Below are 16,430 nucleotides of genomic sequence, written 5' to 3' on the forward strand. Positions count from 1 at the left end.
AACCCTTTTGCCAAGCGGCAGGAACGCGTTCATAGTGGAAAGAGATGCGGCCACAGTTGTCCTCCACGTCTGAAAGGACACCGTACTGCACATGACTGATCTTCCCAGCGGAACGCCGCTCCCTAACGGCACCCCCACCAGCTGGACCGGCGCCTCCGCCATCCTCTTTGACCTCGACGGCGTCCTCACCCCTACGGCCACGGTCCACGAGCGTGCGTGGCAGGAACTCTTTGACGGTTACCTCGAGTCCAGGCCGGAGGCAGCGGGCTACCGCGAAAACGACTATTTCGACCACATCGACGGAAAGCCGCGGTTCGACGGCGTCCGCGACTTCCTGACGTCCCGCGGCATTGTGCTTCCCGAAGGGCCCACCGATGACCACCCGGCCAGCACCACGGTGCAGGGCCTGGGCAACCGCAAAAACAGGATCTTCAATGACATCGTCCAGTCCGGCGGAGTGGAGCCTTTTGAAGGCTCGGTGCGCTTCATCGAAGCCGCGCAGGCGCTTGGCCTGAAGCTCGCCGTCGTCTCCTCGTCCCGGAACGCCCCGGCGGTGCTGCGCGCTGCTGGCCTCAGCGGCCATTTCCCCATAGTGGTGGACGGCGTGCTGGCTGCCGCGGAAGGGTTGCCGGGCAAACCAAGCCCGGCCACCTATGTGTATGCGGCGCAGCTGCTGGGGCTCCCCACCGAGGAGTGCGTGGTGGTGGAGGATGCTGTTTCCGGCGTCCTGGCCGGCAGCGCCGGCAGCTTCCACTCAGTCATCGGGGTGGACCGCGGCGCCGGCCGGCAGACGCTCCTGGACGCCGGGGCCACCCTGGTGGTCAACGATCTCAACGAACTTCTCTAGTCCCGACTTCACCTTCCCTAAGGAGCGCCTCCCATGGCCCTCATCACCGCAGACCGCGTCCGGTTCCCCAACGATCCCTGGCAGCTCGTCGAAACCAGCCACGTCCCGGACAACGCAGGAACGCTGGAAACCCTGTTCGCCCTGGGCAACGGCCATCTGGGCATCCGTGGCGCACACTGGGCAGAGGCAGACGCCGAGCTCCCGGGCAGCTTCATCAACGGCCTCCACGAGATCTGGGACATCAAACACGCCGAAAACGCGTTTGGCTTTGCCCGTACAGGTCAGCGGATCCTCTACATTCCGGACGTCAACAACTTCACCGTGATCATCGACGGCGAGACGCTGACGCTGGCCGAATCCACAGTCCTGGATTACCGGCGCTCCGTTGATTTCGCTACCGGGCTCTACGAATGCCGCGTGACCTGGCAATGCCGCTCCGGGGCCACCGTGACCACCACGGAGCGACGTGCCGTCGGCTTTGAATCGCGTGGCGGCCTGGGTATTTCGCTGGAACTTTCCGCGGACCAGGACGTGTCCGCGGACGTTACCTCCTCGGTCATCAACCGCCAGGACCAGCCCGTTGACGACCATTCCGCGCACGACCCCCGCAGGGCCGGGCGGCACGCAGGGCGCGTCCTGTTGCCGTTGAGGCTCGACGGCGGCGACGGCTCACTCAGGCTGTCCTGGAAGGCCGCGGAATCGAAGCAGCGGGTGGGAATCGCCGTCGACCATTGGACATCAGCCGGGCTGCAGCCCTTCGATACCCGGGTGGACCAGGACGACAGCAGCGTCCGGTATGTCCTGGCCGTGCGGCCCGGCGAGCCCTTCCGGCTGGAAAAGAGCGTCAGCTATGCCGCCGGCAGCGGCGTTCAGGACTCCGGCCAGGACGCGGCGGAAATAGCCGAAGCCGCGCTGAAGACCGTCACTGAAATTTTTGCCGAAAGCGCGGCGCATTACCGGGACTACTGGGCCACCACGGACATTGTGGTGGGCGGCCAGCCTGAGCTGCAGCAAGCCATCCGCTGGAACCTGTTCCAGCTGGCACAGGCCACGGCGCGCGCCGATGTGGCCGGGATCCCGGCCAAGGGGGTCAGCGGCTCTGGCTACGAGGGGCACTACTTCTGGGACCAGGAGGTGTACCTCCTGCCGTACCTGACGTACTCAAACCCCGACGGCGCCCGCCAGGTTCTGGAGTTCCGTCACGAGCTGCTGCCCGCGGCCAAGATCAGGGCCAAGGAGCTCAGCGTGGATGGTGCCCTCTTCCCTTGGCGCACCATCAACGGCCTCGAGTCCAGCGCCTATTATGCTGCCGGCACCGCACAATTCCATATTGCCGCGGCCATCGCGTTTGCAACCAACAGGTATGTCTGGGCGAGCGGAGACAGCGCCTTCCGTGAGGGAATGGGTGCGGAGCTGCTGATGGAAACTGCCCGGATGTGGGTGTCACTGGGCTTCTTCGGCAAGGACGGGCTCTTCCACATCCATGGAGTCACCGGCCCGGACGAATATACGGCCGTGGTCAATGACAACCTCTACACCAACGTGATGGCGCGCTTTAATCTGCGGGCTGCAGCGGACCTGGACCACCCGGAGATCAGCGACGCCGAGCGCCAGCTCTGGCGCGCAGCAGCCAGCCGCATGCAGCTGCCCTTCGACGACCGCCTGCAGGTGCACTCACAGGACAATGACTTTATGACCCTTGAGCCCTGGGACTGGGACACCCCGCGGTCCCAGTACCCGCTGCTGCTGCACTATCACCCGCTGGTCATCTACCGGCACCAGGTGCTGAAGCAGGCTGACACGGTACTGGCCATGTTCCTGCAATGGCAGGACTTCACCGCCGCCGAGAAGCACCGCGCCTTCGACTTCTACGATCCCATCACCACCGGCGACTCCACCCTGTCCGCTTGCGTGCAGGGCATCATGGCCGCCGAGGTGGGCTACGGCGAGGCCGCGCTTGACCACTTCACCAATGCCGCGTTCATTGACCTGGACGACACCCACGGCAACACGATCGACGGCGTGCATATCGCCTCAACCGGCGGTGTGTGGAGTTCGCTGGTCTGCGGGTTCGCGGGCTTGCGCGATCAGGGGCCGGTGCCGTTCTTCGATCCGCGCCTGCCCGGGGAATGGGAAAGCCTGGCCTTCCACCTCAAGATCCAGGGCCGGCTGCTGTTCGTAGAGTTGGAGGCGGGTGCCATCACTTTGAGCATCCGCGGGGGTGCGCCGCTTGAGATCAAGGTGCGCCAGTCCCTCCACATGGTGGGGGCGGAGCCGCTCCGGGTCGGGCTGGACCCGGTAGCCGTACCTGAACGTACCGTTTTCCCCAGTGGGCTTCCCACTGCGAGCATCCCCGTGGTGCGCGCCCGCGCCTGAGGCTGTGGCCGGAACGGACGGGGCGGATCAATCAAACGGTTGATCCGCCGTCGGGCGCTGTGGGAAAGACTTGAAGAGTGAAAAAACTCTTCTACGCCTCGTTTACTTATGCCATCGTCGGAGTCTTCTCCGGCTTCTACTACCGTGAATTCACCAAAGCAAACAACTTCACAGGCGAATCGCAGCTGGGCCTGGTGCACACGCACTGGCTGGTGCTGGGGTTCATCGTCCTGCTGGTCATGCTCGGCCTGGAGAAGGTCTTTGCCCTTTCCGCTGCCGCACCCAGACTGTCCGCCTGGTTCTTCTGGATCTGGAATGCCGGTGTGGTGATCACCGGCGGGATGATGCTGGTCAAGGGCTCCATGGTTGTGGCCGGAGTTGATGCATCGTCCAAGGCGCTCGCCGGGATTGCAGGCATGGGGCACGTCCTGCTCACGGCCGGACTGGTGCTATTGTTCCTGGCGCTGCGGAAGGCCGTTGTCCAGGCCATGCCGCTTGCGGCTAGCGCTGCCAACAGGATTGAGGGTGCAGATCAGGGCGAATTGACGGCCCCGATTCGCCCCTAGTTGCGCACCTGAGAGTCGGTCGGGGCACTGGTTTCGCCGTCGCTGCTGGCGTCATCGGTGTCTCTGTCCCTGTCGCCGTCGCTGTCCCGGTCTAGCGGATTGGCGAGCTCATCCGCGGGCATCCTGGCCACCGCCATCGCCACCACGGCCATGATGGGGCAGACTCCGCCGGCCACCAGGAAGATCAGCCAGACCGGGATCACCGCGGCGGCGGGCCCGGCGAGTGCCATGGAAATCGGCATCAGCGCCAGTGACACGAAGAAGTCCAGGCTGGACACCCGTCCCAGCAGGTGGGGCGGTACACGGCGCTGAAGCAGGGTGCCCCAGATGACCATGCCCACACCGCCGGTGGCGCCGAAGACGAACAGGGCGGCTCCCACAGCCCAGAAACTATCCATGGTTCCGAGGGCGGCGAGCGGCAGGGTGCCGGCGCCCCAGGCAACCATCATGACCGTGAGGTAACGCCGCGGCAGCCTGAAGGATGCTGTGGCCAACGAGGCCGTGGCACCGCCCACGCCCATGATGGCCAAGAGGAAACCGAACATGCGGGAATCGCCGCCGAGCTGGTCGCGCACAACGAACGGGATCAGCACTTCGATAGGGCCGATCAGGAAGAGTACGGAAATACATGCCCAGAGCAGGGTCCAGAGCAGCCACGGTGTCTTGAGGGTGTAGCCGACGCCTTCGCGGAGGTCGTGGAAAAAAGACGACTTCGCGGGTGGCTCTGCTGCTTGGCCGTCCCGTGGATTGTCCTGCCCGGCCCGCACGCCCGGCCCGGCAGGTTCAGCGCCACTGACCGGCGCGTCCAGGGCATGTTGTCCGAGGAAATTAAGGATGACAAACGCCAACAGATGGCATGCCGCCACGCCCGTCACGGCGTGGGACGGCGACAGTGCAGCAACCAGGATTCCGGCCACGGCCGGACCTGCCGCCTGCTGCAGGATGGGGCGCATGGTCCCCTCCATGCCGTTGGCTGCCAGCAGGTCCTGAGCCGGCAGGATCCGCGGGAGGATTGCCGAGTACGCCGGGAAAAAGAAGGCCGCTCCCACTCCGAGCACAAACGCTCCGGCGGCCAGGTGCCATAGTTGCAGCCAGCCCGCCAAGGCCAGCCCGCTGATGGCGGCGATCACTGCGAGGTTGGCTCCCTCGACGGCGATGATCAGCAGCCGCTGCGGAACCCGGTCTGCGGCGATCCCTCCGGCAAGGACAAATGCCACCAGACCCACGCTGCCGGCGGTGGCCACAAGGGAGAGCTCAAGGGGGCCGCCGCCAAGGCGGATCACCTGATAGACCATGGCCACGGCCCACATTCCCGAACCGAAAATGGAGACAGCCAGCGCAGCGATCAGCACCCGGTATTCCCGGTGCGCAAAAGGCCGGAGGGCTCTGGGCGTGGGCATAGAGTAAGTCTAGGCGGAGGAAAAACCAGGGGGAACGTTAAGGGAAACTTCGCCCGGGCTCGCCGTTGTCACCGCCGCCGGTGGTCCACGATGTCCGCTCCGACAATACTGAGGCGCTCCTTGCCGCCGCCGGTGGCCGGCCCCTTGACGTTCTTGTGAACAACGCCGCCCGGGGCGCTCCTCGGTCGGAGCTGGGATCCATTGATCCGGATGGAATACTCAACTCCGTGGACGTCAACATGGCCGGGCTCCTCCGCCTGGTTCAGGCCCTCCTCCCGAACCTCCTCGCAGCGTCCGATCCCATCATCATGAACGTCACGTCCAGGCTGGGGTCTGTCTCAGCTCAGGCGCGAGGCGATTATGGCGGGCTGTCCACCAGCTACGCCTACAAGGTCTCCAAGGCTGCGCAGAACATGCTGACCCCCTCTCCGGCCAAGGACCTTCAGGGCCAGGTCCGCTGCTTGGCCGTCCACCTGGGGAAGCTTGCGACGGGCCAAGCCGCCTCCTGTCGCTGCCAGGTAGCTCCGGGACCTTCTTGATTCGGACGACAGGTCCTCCCCGCGCTTGTGCTCTCTCGGTGACGCCGACCTCGCATGGTAGGGGTGTGGCATCAGTTCCGTGGCCTAGTGTTAAGCCAAGACCGCAGCCAACCCGTTGCCGGTGGACAAAAGCAGAGGTGACCATGGCCAAGCGAAACAACCCTGCGGTGAAAATCGCGCAGGAAACAGCCCACAACGCGGTCTTCGACGCCCAGGGCAAACCCAAGCCGGGTGTCCACAACCTGCTTCTCAGGGCTGTGAACGTCCAGCGGCCCCTGGTGCTGGCCAATCTGCGCAGGCTCCAGCGGAAGCACCCGGGCGCCTCGGCCGCTCAGCTGGCTGACAAGCTGAAGCGCGACTATCTTGCTGCCGTGACAGGTGGCGGCGCCCTGGTGGGTGCAACGGCGGTGGTTCCCGGAGTTGGCACCATTGCGTCCCTTGGGCTTTCGGCTGCGGCCACGGTGGCCTTCCTCGAGGCCACGGCACTCTATGCAGAGTCACTCGCAGAGCTCCACGGCATCCGCCTGGTTGACCCGGACAAGGCCAGCACCATGGTCATGGCCATCATGCTGGGCGAAGAGGGAACGGCGCTGCTGGGCTCGCTGAGCGGCCAGGCCATGGGAAGGGGCAAAGGCGCTACGCAGGCCTGGGGCAATATCCTCTCCCGCAAAATTCCAGTGTCCGGGTTCGGCGCGGTGCGTGACCGTATCCAGAAGGCCTTCCTCCGCAGCCTCGTCAAACGCCAGGGCACGGCCCTGTTCGGCAGGGCGCTCCCCTTCGGCATCGGAGCAGTAGTAGGCGGCGCCGGCAACCTGATCATGGGCCGGGCCGTCGTCGCAAATGCCCAAGAAGCCTTCGGCCCCTTGCCGGACACCGTCCCCGGAGAACTGAAGGCCGGGTCCCCGGCACCGGGAAATCCCACGCAGGACAACCCCACATCGGACAATCTCTCGCTGGAAGGCGGCAACAGTGGACCTCAACGCTGATCTGGGGGAGTCATTCGGCTCCTGGACTATGGGGGACGACGCCGCAATGTTCCGGCTGGTTACCAGCGCCAACGTGGCCTGCGGATTCCACGCGGGCGATCCCGTCACCATGCTGGACAGCTGCCGCGCCGCCTTTGAACTCGACGTGACAGTGGGCGCCCATGTGGGCTACCGCGACCTCGCGGGCTTCGGCCGCCGGTCCATGGACTTGTCCTTCGACGAGCTGTTCGGCGACGTTCTCTACCAGCTTGGCGCGCTGGATGGAGTGGCCCACGCGGTGGGCGCATCCGTGGACTATGTCAAGCCGCACGGTGCTCTCTACAACCGGATCGTGCATGACGCCGATCAGGCGTCGGCCGTGGTGGCCGCCGTCCAGGCCTACGATCCGGGCCTGCCCATCCTGGGCCTGCCGGGCTCAGCGCTGCTGGAGCTGGCCCGGGAAGCGGGGCACCCGGTCTTTCTGGAAGCTTTTGTGGACCGCGCTTACCTGCCGGACGGAACGCTGCTGCCGCGCTCACAGGACAGCGCGGTGCTGCACGACGTCGGTGCAATTGTTGAGCGGGCCGTCCGGATGGCCGTCAAGGGCGAGGTGGAGGCCGTGGACGGCACGCTGGTGCAGGTCCGGCCGGATTCCCTCTGTATTCACGGCGATACGCCGGGGGCCGTGGGCATGGCAGCTGCGGTCCGTGCCGGGTTGGAAGAAGCCGGCGTGGAGCTTGAGTCATTCGCCTGACCGGTCATGCTTGGTGCAAGCTATAAGCACGAACGGACAGTTGAGGCCCTGAAATAGCGCAAATCGGAGCCTCAACTGTCCGTTCGCGCCAGGTGTTCTGCCGGTATCAGCCGAACACCAGATGCGCCAGGGCAAAGATCGCCAAACCGGCCAAGGACCCCACCACGGTGCCGTTGATCCGGATGTACTGCAGGTCTTTGCCTACCTGAAGCTCGATCTTCTGGGAGGTCTCCTCGGCGTCCCACCGCGCCACGGTATCGGTGATCACGCCGGCGATGTCCGAGCGGTAGGTTTTCACCAGATAACCGGCCGCGTCACCGATCCACGCATTGACCTTCCCTGCCAGTTCGGTGTCGTTGACCAGGCGGGAGCCGAAATCGCGTACGGCGGCTTTGAACTTCACTGTCAGTTCGCTGTCCGGATCGTCAACGGCGGTGAGCAGCGCCGCTTTGATGGTGCCCCACGTCCTGGTAGCCAGCTCGCGGACCTCGGGATCGCCCAGTACCTGGTTCTTGATGCCCTCGGCGCGCGCGATCATGGCGGGATCGTGCTGCAGATCAAGGGCCAGCGAGGTCAGGTATTTGTCGATGGACTGGCGCACCTGATGATCCGGATCGGACTGTACCGCCCGGGTGAACTTCAGGATTTCCACGTAGACCTTGTCCCCCACCAATCCGTCCACAAAGCTGGGCACCCACTGCGGCGAGCGGTCCGACACCAGCCGGCTGACGGTTTCGTGGTTGTCTGTCACCCAATCCGCCGTGCGGTCCACCAGAAGGTCCACCAGCTTGTGGTGATGCCCGTCGGCAAAAATCCGCTCCGCCATCCTGCCCACGGGAGGTCCCCACGGCGGAGCCAGCACGTGCCTTCGCACCATGCCTTCGATCACCGACTGGACGTCGTCGTCTTTCAACACCTTGAACGCACCGCGGATGACCGCGGCACCTTCCTTGGCCACACGCTCCGCACCGCCGGGGCCGGACAGCCACTCTCCGGCCTTCTGTGCGAGGTTGATGCTCGCAAGCTTGTCCTGGACCACGTCTTCGGACAGAAAGTTGGTCTCTACGAACTCTCCCAGCGACGCTCCGATCTGGTCTTTGCGCCGTGGGATGATGGCGGTGTGCGGGATTTTCAGGCCCATGGGGTACTTGAACAGGGCCGTCACGGCGAACCAGTCGGCCAGCGCACCCACCATCCCGCCCTCGGCAGCCGCCCGGACATACTGCAGCCACGGGTATTCCTTCTGTAACGCGAAGGAAAACACAAAAATTATGGCCATGGCGATCAGCAGACCCAGCGCCACGAGTTTCATTTTTCTCAGCGCGGCTGCTTTTTCCGCATCACCGGCGCTCAGCTGACTGACGACGGCGGGAGGCATGTCCGCGCTTCCGGCTGCGGCCGGCTGGGTGGTTGGCTCAGAGTTCACCTGCATGTGCCCAGCCTAGTCGCGCTTCCGTAACCCGCGTCGGCTAACGTTTCAGCATGACAACCGACGAGTCAGTCCCAGCCCGTCCCTTGGTTTTTGCCCATCGGGGTTCCAGTGCAGCCTTTGCGGAACACACCCGCGCCGCCTACCTCCGGGCGCTGGCCGACGGCGCCGACGGTGTGGAATGTGATGTCCACCTGACCAAGGACCAGCACCTTGTCCTGCTCCACGATGCCAACCTGGACCGGACCTCCGACGGTACCGGACCGGTGGCCGAGCGCACCCTGGATGAACTGCGCCAGCTGGACTTTTCCTCCTGGAAAGGGGTCCGGATTCCTGACGGCTACGGGGCAAAATCCGAGCAGTTCCTGACGTTGACGGAACTGCTTGACCTGTTGCGCGGAGCCGGCCGGGAGATCGGCCTGGCGATAGAGCTCAAACATCCCAGCCCCTACCAGCTCAGGCTTGAGGACCGGCTGCTGGAACTGCTCACGGCTGAGGGCTGGGACGCGCGGACGTCCACTGTGGACAACATCAGGGTCACCTTTATGAGCTTCAGCCCGGATTCAGTGAAACACCTCCTTGCATTGGTGCCGGCCCAATTCATCTGCCAGCTGGTGGACGACGTCGACGTCGGCGAGATCCGCGAGGAACTGGGCCTGGGCCTCCTCACCGGAGGCGCCGTGGCGAACGTCATGAAGGCTGCCCAGCTCGAAGGCGAGCGGATTCTGGACGACTGTGAGGCAGGCATGGCCGGCCCCGGCATCGACTACGTCCGCCAGCACGCCCGCACCGTCCAGCGCTGGCTGGAATCCGGCCGCCGGTTCCGGGTGTGGACCGTTGATTCGGCGAAGGACGTGGCTCTGTGCCAGGGCCTGGGCATCCATGAGATCACCACCAACCGGCCTGCGCAGGTTCTGGCCCAGTTGTAACCGAGCCACGCGGCCAGGCCGCGGTTACCGTGCCGGCCGCGGCTGTGGTTGAGTGGTGCCATGCCTTTCAGCTGGTCCCGCCGGGCCACCCAGACTGTTTCCGCGGTTGCCATGAGCGCCCTCCTGATGGCCAGTGCCATGAAGCATTTCCGCGAGCCCGGATTTTTCCACCAGGTGGTTCCTGACTTCCTGTGCCGTGAAGACTCCGGCGCGGAGGCCGGCGGGTCAGCGAACGGCCCGATGGCGGTGATGTCACGCGATGAATGGGTGGCGGTGAGCGGGCTGATCGAGGCTGCCGCCGCCGTCGGACTTCTCATTCCGGCCACGCGCCGGGCAACGGCCACCGGTGTCACCGTGATGTTCGCGGCGTTCCTTGCGGGGCACGTGGATGCGCTCCGCCGCGCCTATGGGCCGCAAGGGACGGCCAAACAGCGCAAGGCCCACACCGTCCGGCTCCCCCTCCAACTTCCCCTGATGGCGTGGGCATGGAGTCTCGGCAGGCCGGTTTCCGGCGCCCGGACATGAAGCTGCTGCAATCCCCGGCGGTACGTGTAGGCCTCTCCATCAGCATCGCCACCGGGCTGTACGGCGTCTCATTCGGCGCTCTGTCCGTCACATCCGGGCTCGACTTTTGGCAGACCATGGCCCTGAGCCTGCTGCTGTTCAGCGGGGGATCGCAGTTTGCCTTCATCGGCGTGGTTGCAGGCGGCGGTTCCGGCATTGCCGCGATGAGTGCGGCCACTCTCCTGGGCATGCGCAACGGAATCTACGGGATGCAGCTGAACGCGCTGCTTCATCCGAGGGGCTGGCGCCGGTATGTGGCCGCACAGCTGACCATCGATGAATCAACCGCCACCAGCACCGGCCAGACGGACCCGGCGGAGCAGCAGCGCGGATTCTGGGCAGCGGGAATCGGTATATACGTGCTATGGAATATCTTTACGGCCGCCGGTGCGCTGGCCGGCAGCGCTCTGGGTGACCCCAAGCAGTGGGGCCTCGACGGCGCCGCTGTTGCCGCGTTCCTGGCCCTCCTCTGGCCGCGGCTGAAAGGCCGCGAGCCCGTGGCGATAGCCGCAGTCTGTGCTCTGGCAACTGTGTTGGCAGTGCCGTTCGTGCCCGCCGGTGTCCCCATCCTGGTGGCTGCTGTGGTGGCCGCGGTGATCGGCTGGTTCAGCCACGGCCGCAGTGACGAAGGGCTGGAGCCGGACGTGGACCCCTACGCTGAGCACCGCCATGGTCACCCCGGTGCGCACCGGGCAGATGTTTCGCACGGGGTCCCCGCTGTACCGGGCAGGCCGGGCTCGCCGGGCGCACCTGGCACGCCGGGTGGATCAGCGGCTCCGGGCGGTCCATGATGAATCTTTGGATGTGGCTGCTCCTCGCATGCGTGCTGGCATACGCGTGGAAGCTGGTGGGCTATTTTGTGCCGGCCCGCCTGCTCCAGAACCCCAGAATGTCCAGGGTGGCGGGCACCATGACCATCGGATTGCTCGCGTCGCTGACTGTCGTGAACGCGGTGGCCACCGGCCAGTCATTAGCCCTCGACGCCCGGCTGGGAGCGTTGGTGGCGGCAGCGATTGCCCTCCTCTTCCGCGCACCGTTCCTTGTGGTGGTCCTGGCAGGCGCCGCTGCCGCTGCCGCGCTGCGGCTGATCGGCTGGAACTGACGGCTTAGCTGCGCGGGCCGTTCTGGTCCGGGTTCCGGTTGTAGGGCTGCGGCGGGTACTGCTCCTGCGGGTACTGGGGGTAACCGTACGGCTGCGGATAGGCAGCGAACTGCTGCAGGGCCGCGGGGCCGAAGTAGCGGGATGCGCCATAGGAAAGCATGGGCACAAAAACAATGGGCAACAGCACCAGCCCCACTGTGTACCCGGCACCCTTGCCGAATGACTTCGAGAGATCGTGCAGGGCAACAATCGCAAAGTAGATGCCGGCAAAAGGGATCAGCATCAAGAGCAGCCAGTACCAGGGCCTGCCTGCAATCTCGAGGATCTTCAGGTTGTTGTACACAGGTATAAAGGCGGCCCAGGCAGGTTGGCCCGCCTTCCGGAAAATGCCCATGTAGAGGAGTCCGCTGACACCGAATATAACGATCACCTCGATGACAAGCAGCAGGAACAGCCCGTTCAAGGCCGCTGCGCTGGAGGTCGGGCCGTAGGACAAGGGAATATGCATGCTGCCGACCCTATAGCTTTCGGCGGACCACCGCGATGGGGACCTCTCCCCGGCTGAACCTGCTGGTGGTCCGGATTACATGAGTTGTAAACTCGTAGTGGCTTAGCAGTGGGCCGGCAGGTGTATTACGGGTAGTTGTTGTCGACCACAGAGAGACCATAGACACCATGAACAAAGACATCACGCCGGCATCAGCCGGCGGCAAAAATCCGCGTGACAAGTCCAGGCCCGGAATCATTGATTCAAGCGGTTCCGAAGCCACCCGTGAGCTCCGGGACACAGCGCGCCGCCGTCGCGATTCCGAAGAGAAACTGCAGCAGCATCTCCAGGAATCGAAGGAGCATGCTGAGGAAAAGAAGCATCTGGAGGAGTCAGCGGATGTGCCGGACCCGGAGGGCAAGACCCCCTAGTACCGGGGCGCCAGGCGTGAACGGCCAGTGCCGGGCTTCACAGAGCTAGGCGAACGGCATGCCGGGAAGGGGTTTCTGCGGAGGCAACGGCCGGTTGGGCCGTTCTGTGCGGATCGCGTCTTCAACGAGGGCCACCGGCCGGCGCCAGGCGTCGGAGCCGGGTTCCATGGTGTCCACGACGCCGATCAGCATGGCCAGGAGCCTGATCATGTCGGTCATCGAAATGTCCGTCCGGAGAGTTCCTTGCCCCTGCCCGCGGCCCAGCAGTATGCCCACTGATTCAATGAGGCTGCCGGTGATCCCGGTCAGCAGGTCACGCCGGCCGGCGACGGCACCGAGCAGGTTGGCGTTGTCACTGGCCGCAGTCATGATGGCGTCGATCACCCGAAACAACCCGTCGGCAGCGTCAGCGCTGGCGAGGGCGTCGTCGATGACCGGATCCACGGTGATCCGGAGCTGACGGTTCAGGGCGGCCAGGACCAGCTCTTCTTTGTCCGAAAAGTTCCGGAAAAGGGTCGCCGGGCCAACGCCGGCTGTCGCGGCAATAGTCTGCAGGGGCACCTCCGGCCCGAATTCCTGGAAGCACTTGCGGGCGGCAGCGATGATTTTGTCAACATTGCGCGCAGCATCAGCACGGAGCGGCTTGCGTTGTACTGCGAGGTTCATCTTGCTAGGTTAGCAACGCCGTGGCTGAGCATCCGGGTTACTGGTTGGTAGCCCCTTATGTGACGTAGCCGGGCGCTGTGGGCCCGCGTCCCGGCCGTGACAGACTGGTTCCATGTTGCTTGCATTCTCAGTCGCACCATCCGGAATCCCCGCCAGCCAGGCCGCTGACACGGGCCGTGCAGCGTCCCCCCACGCAGGGGATGCCTCGGTTCATGACGCAGTTGCTGCCGCCGTGAAGATTGTCCGCGAATCCGGCCTGCCCAACAAGACGGACTCCATGTTCACCACCATCGAAGGTGAATGGGACGAAGTGTTTGACGTGGTCCGTCGCGCTACTGAGGCGGTAGGCCGCTTCGGCAGCCGTGTCTCGCTGGTCATCAAAGCGGACATCCGGCCCGGATACTCAGGCGAACTCACCGCCAAGGTGGACCGGCTGGAAAGCGCCATTGTCGAAACGCCCTAGCTGGCTGCACGCATAACTGCCAGACTGGGGCCATGTTTGAACATAGGGCCCAGCCCGCTTGGGTGGCCGTGGAAGATTTCCTGAGCAGCGCCGTCGTGCATCCTGACAAGGCGCTCGAGCGCGCGGTGCAGTCTGCTGCTGATGCCGGCATGCCGCCCATCGAAGTGGCGCCCAATGCAGGAAAGCTGCTGAAATTGCTCGTGCAGATTTCCGGCGCCCGCCGGGTGCTGGAAATCGGTACGCTGGCCGGCTTCAGCACCATCTGGATGGCTCAGGGGCTTCCCGACGACGGCCGGCTGGTCACGTGCGAATACCTCACCAAACATGCCCGGGTGGCCCGCGCGAATGTGGATGCTGCGGGCATCGGACACAAGGTGGAGATCAGGGTGGGCGCCGCCCTGGACTCGCTGGCCGCACTGGAAGCGGAGGGCCGCGAACATTTCGACTTTGTATTCATCGATGCGGACAAGGAAAACAATCCGCGCTACCTGGAGTGGGCCATCCGGCTGGGCCGTCCCGGAACCACCATCGTCATGGACAACGTGGTGTGGGAGGGTGCACTGCTGGACCCATCCCTGGATGAGGTCAATGCGCCGGGCATTCTCAGCGCGCTGCAGATGATGGGGCAGGACCTGCGGCTGGATGCGACCGTGATCCAGACGGTGGGATCAAAGGGCTGGGATGGCTTCGCGCTGGCCGTCGTGAACTGATCCCGCGGGCTGCGGCGGCGGCCCGCGTCTATGGCACTGGCGGCGCCTGCCGACGAGGCGACCGGTCCCGGGTCAGAGGATCGTTCGGCATCGGATCATCAGCCAGTTGGTTGGCCACTGGATCGTCTGCCAGGTGTGTGGTGGACCGCGGATTCTCTACCAGCTGGGTACCGTCCAGCGGGTTGCGTGGCTGGGGCGGGACATCCGCTGCGTCTGATCGGGTAACGTATCCGCGCGCATCCGCTGCCTGATCGGCAGCCGACTCTGAGCCGCGGCTACCGCTACTGCTGCCTCCCCGGGGCCGTGCGTTTTGTGTCATCGTCGCTCTCTTTCCAACGAGGTGGTCTGCAGATCAATTCCAACATTGTTGGCCCTAAAAATGTAAGCCTGATTAGTATTAGAGGGTAAGTGCCTGACTGATGTTCTTTTCAACCGGTAATCTGCCTGTCGCCACATCTTTGCCCCTCTCGCAGCCACCGGATCGTGCCGAATATGAGGAGAGGTGGATCCACCGTGGACACATGGGTGTGGATCGTTGTTGGAATCGTTGTCATTGTGCTGATTGTCATGCTTGTTTTGATGGGCGCCAGACGGCGCGCAGGAATGCAGCAGAGGCATGACGAAGAACATCGCCAGGAGGCCGCCACGATCCGCCGCAAGGCCGAAAACGTTGAACTGGATGCCCGTGAGAATGAAGCCAAGGCCACACGCGCCCAGGCGGACGCCGAGCAGGCGCAGGTTGATGCGGCGCGGCTCAAGCAGGAAGCCCAGCACAGGCAGGCCGACGCGGAACGTCAGCACAGCGAATCAGCCGAGCGGATCGCGAATGCCGATGCTGTTGATCCCGACGTCGATGAAAATGGCAGGCGCACGGTTCAGCCTGCGGACGGTCCCGATGCGGCCGATGCCGCCGGCGGACGCCGAGTAGCCGACGCAGGTGAGGGACGCCGTGTGGCTGACTCTCCAGATCAGCACGGCGCCGATCTGCACGGCACGGATCTGCACGGCACCGATGATGACAGCGTGGACGGTCGCAGCGTGGACGGTCGCAGCGTCGACGGCGACGAGAGGCGCAATCCGCGAACGTCGCAATAGCAACCGGGCGGCAACCACTCGGCCGGTTTTTGGCGTGAATCGCGGAACCTGGTGACCCCACTTAGGGTTGAACCATGACTGAAGCGGTGGACAGATAATGGCGCGGCGCGGCAAGACGGGCGGCAAGACGGGCGGCAAGTCCGCCGGTAGATCCTCAACAGCCTCGACGGCGGGGGTTGTGGAAGTGCCTAACGGCACCCGCCCGGATGGCCCCATGGAGGGTGTCTACTACATCGACACCGGCGACTGCGAGCTGATCGCAGACCAGGACAACTCGAACGGCTGGCTGCTGCGGATCAATGGTGTGATGAGCTCACACATTGATCTGGCGGATCCGCTGCTGCTGGAATTTGAGTACATGCGGTGGATGTCCGCACTGATTGAATCGCGCTGGCCGGTCGAGTCCCGGCCCAAGCTGCGCGGCCTGCACCTTGGCGGCGGAGCCTGCTCGCTGGCCCGCTATTTCCACGCCGCCTATCCGGATGCGCGGCAGGTGGTGGTGGAGCTGGACGGGAAGCTGGCCGAGTACGTCCGTGGCTGGTTCGATCTCCCCAAGGCCCCGCTGATGCGCCTGCGCGTGGGCGAAGCCCGGGAAGTCACCGAGACCCTGACCCCGCAGACCCGTGACTTCATTGTCCGGGATGTTTTTGCGGGCGCCATTACGCCACGGCCGCTGACCACCATGGAGTTCAACGCCCATGCCCGGCGGGTGCTGGCTCCCGGCGGAATCTACGTGGTGAACTCCGGTGACGCCCCCGATCTGAAGAACGCGCGTGAGGACGCCGCCACCATCGCGGCCAGCTTTGAGCACACCATCATCATCGCGGACCCGGCCATGCTCAAGGGCCGCCGGTACGGCAACATGGTGATGGCCGGCAGTGACCAGCCGTTCGACGACGACCCCCGGCTCGCTCGCAGGCTCCTGGGCGGCGGCGTCCCGGCACACATCTGGAACGATGCGCAGGTGCGGTCCTTCGCCGTCGGCTCTCACCTCCGGCGGGACCCGGCAAGACTGGCTTGACGCGGCCGGTTCTCAACTGTTGCTCTATCACTTCTGGTCCCTATACGCCCGCTTTGGCGACCAAAAGTGATAGCGCAACGGTGAGT

Annotated in this window: 19 protein-coding genes; 15 read left to right on the forward strand and 4 right to left on the reverse strand. The window is 64.7% G+C overall.

What is annotated here, in order from left to right:
* The first annotated feature begins 91 nt into the window (after nucleotides 1–91).
* The 3 genes from ACQCST_RS02990 to ACQCST_RS03000 all read left to right on the forward strand — a co-directional run bounded on the left by ACQCST_RS02990 (nucleotide 92) and on the right by ACQCST_RS03000 (nucleotide 3,789).
* Nucleotides 92–847 carry an HAD family hydrolase gene (locus ACQCST_RS02990; protein WP_426997871.1) on the forward strand — a complete coding sequence of 252 codons (756 nt, stop codon included), beginning with the start codon at nucleotides 92–94 and terminating at the stop codon, nucleotides 845–847.
* A 33-nt stretch (nucleotides 848–880) separates the two neighbouring features.
* Complete coding sequence (locus ACQCST_RS02995) at nucleotides 881–3,223, forward strand: glycoside hydrolase family 65 protein (RefSeq protein ID WP_426997872.1); 2,343 nt, start codon at nucleotides 881–883, stop codon at nucleotides 3,221–3,223.
* 77 nt (nucleotides 3,224–3,300) lie between these two features.
* Nucleotides 3,301–3,789: a DUF2871 domain-containing protein gene (locus ACQCST_RS03000; protein ID WP_426997873.1), complete on the forward strand. Its 489-nt coding sequence runs from the start codon at nucleotides 3,301–3,303 to the stop codon at nucleotides 3,787–3,789.
* Here the strand turns inward: ACQCST_RS03000 and ACQCST_RS03005 are convergent.
* Nucleotides 3,786–5,189, reverse strand: coding sequence for an MFS transporter (locus ACQCST_RS03005; protein ID WP_426997874.1), 1,404 nt, complete (start codon nucleotides 5,187–5,189; stop codon nucleotides 3,786–3,788). The genes ACQCST_RS03000 and ACQCST_RS03005 overlap by 4 nt on opposite strands.
* A gap of 65 nt (nucleotides 5,190–5,254) precedes the next feature.
* Here ACQCST_RS03005 and ACQCST_RS03010 point away from each other — a divergent pair, with 65 nt between their 5' ends.
* From ACQCST_RS03010 to ACQCST_RS03020, 3 genes are all read left to right on the forward strand, one after another.
* A complete protein-coding gene (locus tag ACQCST_RS03010) occupies nucleotides 5,255–5,728 on the forward strand; it encodes an SDR family NAD(P)-dependent oxidoreductase (protein ID WP_426997875.1) in 474 nt (157 codons plus the stop codon).
* 143 nt (nucleotides 5,729–5,871) lie between these two features.
* Nucleotides 5,872–6,714, forward strand: coding sequence for a hypothetical protein (locus ACQCST_RS03015; protein ID WP_426997876.1), 843 nt, complete (start codon nucleotides 5,872–5,874; stop codon nucleotides 6,712–6,714).
* Complete coding sequence (locus tag ACQCST_RS03020) at nucleotides 6,698–7,447, forward strand: LamB/YcsF family protein (protein ID WP_426997877.1); 750 nt, start codon at nucleotides 6,698–6,700, stop codon at nucleotides 7,445–7,447. The genes ACQCST_RS03015 and ACQCST_RS03020 overlap by 17 nt, the downstream gene beginning before the upstream one ends.
* 106 nt (nucleotides 7,448–7,553) lie before the next feature.
* On the opposite strand, the gene ACQCST_RS03025 is transcribed toward ACQCST_RS03020, so the two are convergent.
* On the reverse strand, nucleotides 7,554–8,879 hold the full coding sequence (locus ACQCST_RS03025; RefSeq protein ID WP_426997878.1) for a DUF445 domain-containing protein: 1,326 nt from the start codon (nucleotides 8,877–8,879) through the stop codon (nucleotides 7,554–7,556).
* Nucleotides 8,880–8,929: 50 nt separating this feature from the next.
* On the opposite strand from ACQCST_RS03025, the gene ACQCST_RS03030 reads away from it, so the two are divergent.
* Genes ACQCST_RS03030 through ACQCST_RS03045 form a run of 4 tightly spaced genes read left to right on the forward strand, consistent with a single transcriptional unit; the run spans nucleotide 8,930 to nucleotide 11,471 of the window.
* Nucleotides 8,930–9,805, forward strand: coding sequence for a glycerophosphodiester phosphodiesterase (locus tag ACQCST_RS03030; protein WP_426997879.1), 876 nt, complete (start codon nucleotides 8,930–8,932; stop codon nucleotides 9,803–9,805).
* A 60-nt stretch (nucleotides 9,806–9,865) separates the two neighbouring features.
* Nucleotides 9,866–10,330, forward strand: a complete 465-nt coding sequence (locus ACQCST_RS03035) for a DoxX family protein (protein WP_426997880.1) — start codon at nucleotides 9,866–9,868, stop codon at nucleotides 10,328–10,330.
* Nucleotides 10,327–11,160, forward strand: coding sequence for an AzlC family ABC transporter permease (locus tag ACQCST_RS03040; protein WP_426999059.1), 834 nt, complete (start codon nucleotides 10,327–10,329; stop codon nucleotides 11,158–11,160). The genes ACQCST_RS03035 and ACQCST_RS03040 overlap by 4 nt, the downstream gene beginning before the upstream one ends.
* Nucleotides 11,160–11,471, forward strand: coding sequence for an AzlD domain-containing protein (locus ACQCST_RS03045; RefSeq protein ID WP_426999060.1), 312 nt, complete (start codon nucleotides 11,160–11,162; stop codon nucleotides 11,469–11,471). The genes ACQCST_RS03040 and ACQCST_RS03045 overlap by 1 nt, the downstream gene beginning before the upstream one ends.
* Nucleotides 11,472–11,475: 4 nt before the next feature.
* Here ACQCST_RS03045 and ACQCST_RS03050 read toward each other — a convergent pair whose 3' ends face one another.
* Nucleotides 11,476–11,979 (reverse strand): DUF5684 domain-containing protein, encoded by a 504-nt coding sequence (locus ACQCST_RS03050; protein ID WP_426997881.1) that lies wholly within the window; start codon nucleotides 11,977–11,979, stop codon nucleotides 11,476–11,478.
* A gap of 167 nt (nucleotides 11,980–12,146) precedes the next feature.
* Here ACQCST_RS03050 and ACQCST_RS03055 point away from each other — a divergent pair, with 167 nt between their 5' ends.
* The gene (locus tag ACQCST_RS03055) at nucleotides 12,147–12,389 is read left to right on the forward strand and encodes a hypothetical protein (RefSeq protein WP_426997882.1); all 243 of its coding nucleotides are present in this window, start codon (nucleotides 12,147–12,149) and stop codon (nucleotides 12,387–12,389) included.
* 45 nt (nucleotides 12,390–12,434) lie between these two features.
* Here ACQCST_RS03055 and ACQCST_RS03060 read toward each other — a convergent pair whose 3' ends face one another.
* Nucleotides 12,435–13,055, reverse strand: coding sequence for a TetR/AcrR family transcriptional regulator (locus tag ACQCST_RS03060; RefSeq protein ID WP_426997883.1), 621 nt, complete (start codon nucleotides 13,053–13,055; stop codon nucleotides 12,435–12,437).
* A gap of 112 nt (nucleotides 13,056–13,167) precedes the next feature.
* Here ACQCST_RS03060 and ACQCST_RS03065 point away from each other — a divergent pair, with 112 nt between their 5' ends.
* The 4 genes from ACQCST_RS03065 to ACQCST_RS03080 all read left to right on the forward strand — a co-directional run bounded on the left by ACQCST_RS03065 (nucleotide 13,168) and on the right by ACQCST_RS03080 (nucleotide 16,344).
* Nucleotides 13,168–13,518: a thiamine-binding protein gene (locus ACQCST_RS03065; protein ID WP_426997884.1), complete on the forward strand. Its 351-nt coding sequence runs from the start codon at nucleotides 13,168–13,170 to the stop codon at nucleotides 13,516–13,518.
* A gap of 32 nt (nucleotides 13,519–13,550) precedes the next feature.
* Nucleotides 13,551–14,228, forward strand: coding sequence for an O-methyltransferase (locus tag ACQCST_RS03070; protein WP_426997885.1), 678 nt, complete (start codon nucleotides 13,551–13,553; stop codon nucleotides 14,226–14,228).
* Between the two features lie 513 nt (nucleotides 14,229–14,741).
* A complete protein-coding gene (locus ACQCST_RS03075; RefSeq protein WP_426997886.1) occupies nucleotides 14,742–15,323 on the forward strand; it encodes a hypothetical protein in 582 nt (193 codons plus the stop codon).
* A 97-nt stretch (nucleotides 15,324–15,420) separates the two neighbouring features.
* The gene (locus tag ACQCST_RS03080) at nucleotides 15,421–16,344 is read left to right on the forward strand and encodes a spermidine synthase (protein ID WP_426997887.1); all 924 of its coding nucleotides are present in this window, start codon (nucleotides 15,421–15,423) and stop codon (nucleotides 16,342–16,344) included.
* Nucleotides 16,345–16,430: the final 86 nt, after the last annotated feature.

Origin of the sequence: Pseudarthrobacter sp. N5 (assembly GCF_050157035.1) — a bacterium.
GTDB lineage: Bacteria > Actinomycetota > Actinomycetes > Actinomycetales > Micrococcaceae > Arthrobacter.

What these genes read in the sequence shown, in the direction of transcription:
- ACQCST_RS03040 (WP_426999059.1), top strand. Translation starts at nt 10,327, where the DNA reads ATGAAGCTGCTGCAATCCCCGGCGGTACGTGTAGGCCTCTCCATCAGC.
- ACQCST_RS03050 (WP_426997881.1), bottom strand. Translation starts at nt 11,979, where the DNA reads ATGCATATTCCCTTGTCCTACGGCCCGACCTCCAGCGCAGCGGCCTTG.
- ACQCST_RS03070 (WP_426997885.1), top strand. Translation starts at nt 13,551, where the DNA reads ATGTTTGAACATAGGGCCCAGCCCGCTTGGGTGGCCGTGGAAGATTTC.
- ACQCST_RS03025 (WP_426997878.1), bottom strand. Translation starts at nt 8,879, where the DNA reads ATGCAGGTGAACTCTGAGCCAACCACCCAGCCGGCCGCAGCCGGAAGC.
- ACQCST_RS03065 (WP_426997884.1), top strand. Translation starts at nt 13,168, where the DNA reads ATGTTGCTTGCATTCTCAGTCGCACCATCCGGAATCCCCGCCAGCCAG.
- ACQCST_RS03045 (WP_426999060.1), top strand. Translation starts at nt 11,160, where the DNA reads ATGAATCTTTGGATGTGGCTGCTCCTCGCATGCGTGCTGGCATACGCG.
- ACQCST_RS03060 (WP_426997883.1), bottom strand. Translation starts at nt 13,055, where the DNA reads ATGAACCTCGCAGTACAACGCAAGCCGCTCCGTGCTGATGCTGCGCGC.
- ACQCST_RS03015 (WP_426997876.1), top strand. Translation starts at nt 5,872, where the DNA reads ATGGCCAAGCGAAACAACCCTGCGGTGAAAATCGCGCAGGAAACAGCC.
- ACQCST_RS03055 (WP_426997882.1), top strand. Translation starts at nt 12,147, where the DNA reads ATGAACAAAGACATCACGCCGGCATCAGCCGGCGGCAAAAATCCGCGT.
- ACQCST_RS03080 (WP_426997887.1), top strand. Translation starts at nt 15,421, where the DNA reads ATGGCGCGGCGCGGCAAGACGGGCGGCAAGACGGGCGGCAAGTCCGCC.
- ACQCST_RS03030 (WP_426997879.1), top strand. Translation starts at nt 8,930, where the DNA reads ATGACAACCGACGAGTCAGTCCCAGCCCGTCCCTTGGTTTTTGCCCAT.
- ACQCST_RS02990 (WP_426997871.1), top strand. Translation starts at nt 92, where the DNA reads ATGACTGATCTTCCCAGCGGAACGCCGCTCCCTAACGGCACCCCCACC.
- ACQCST_RS03035 (WP_426997880.1), top strand. Translation starts at nt 9,866, where the DNA reads ATGCCTTTCAGCTGGTCCCGCCGGGCCACCCAGACTGTTTCCGCGGTT.
- ACQCST_RS02995 (WP_426997872.1), top strand. Translation starts at nt 881, where the DNA reads ATGGCCCTCATCACCGCAGACCGCGTCCGGTTCCCCAACGATCCCTGG.
- ACQCST_RS03005 (WP_426997874.1), bottom strand. Translation starts at nt 5,189, where the DNA reads ATGCCCACGCCCAGAGCCCTCCGGCCTTTTGCGCACCGGGAATACCGG.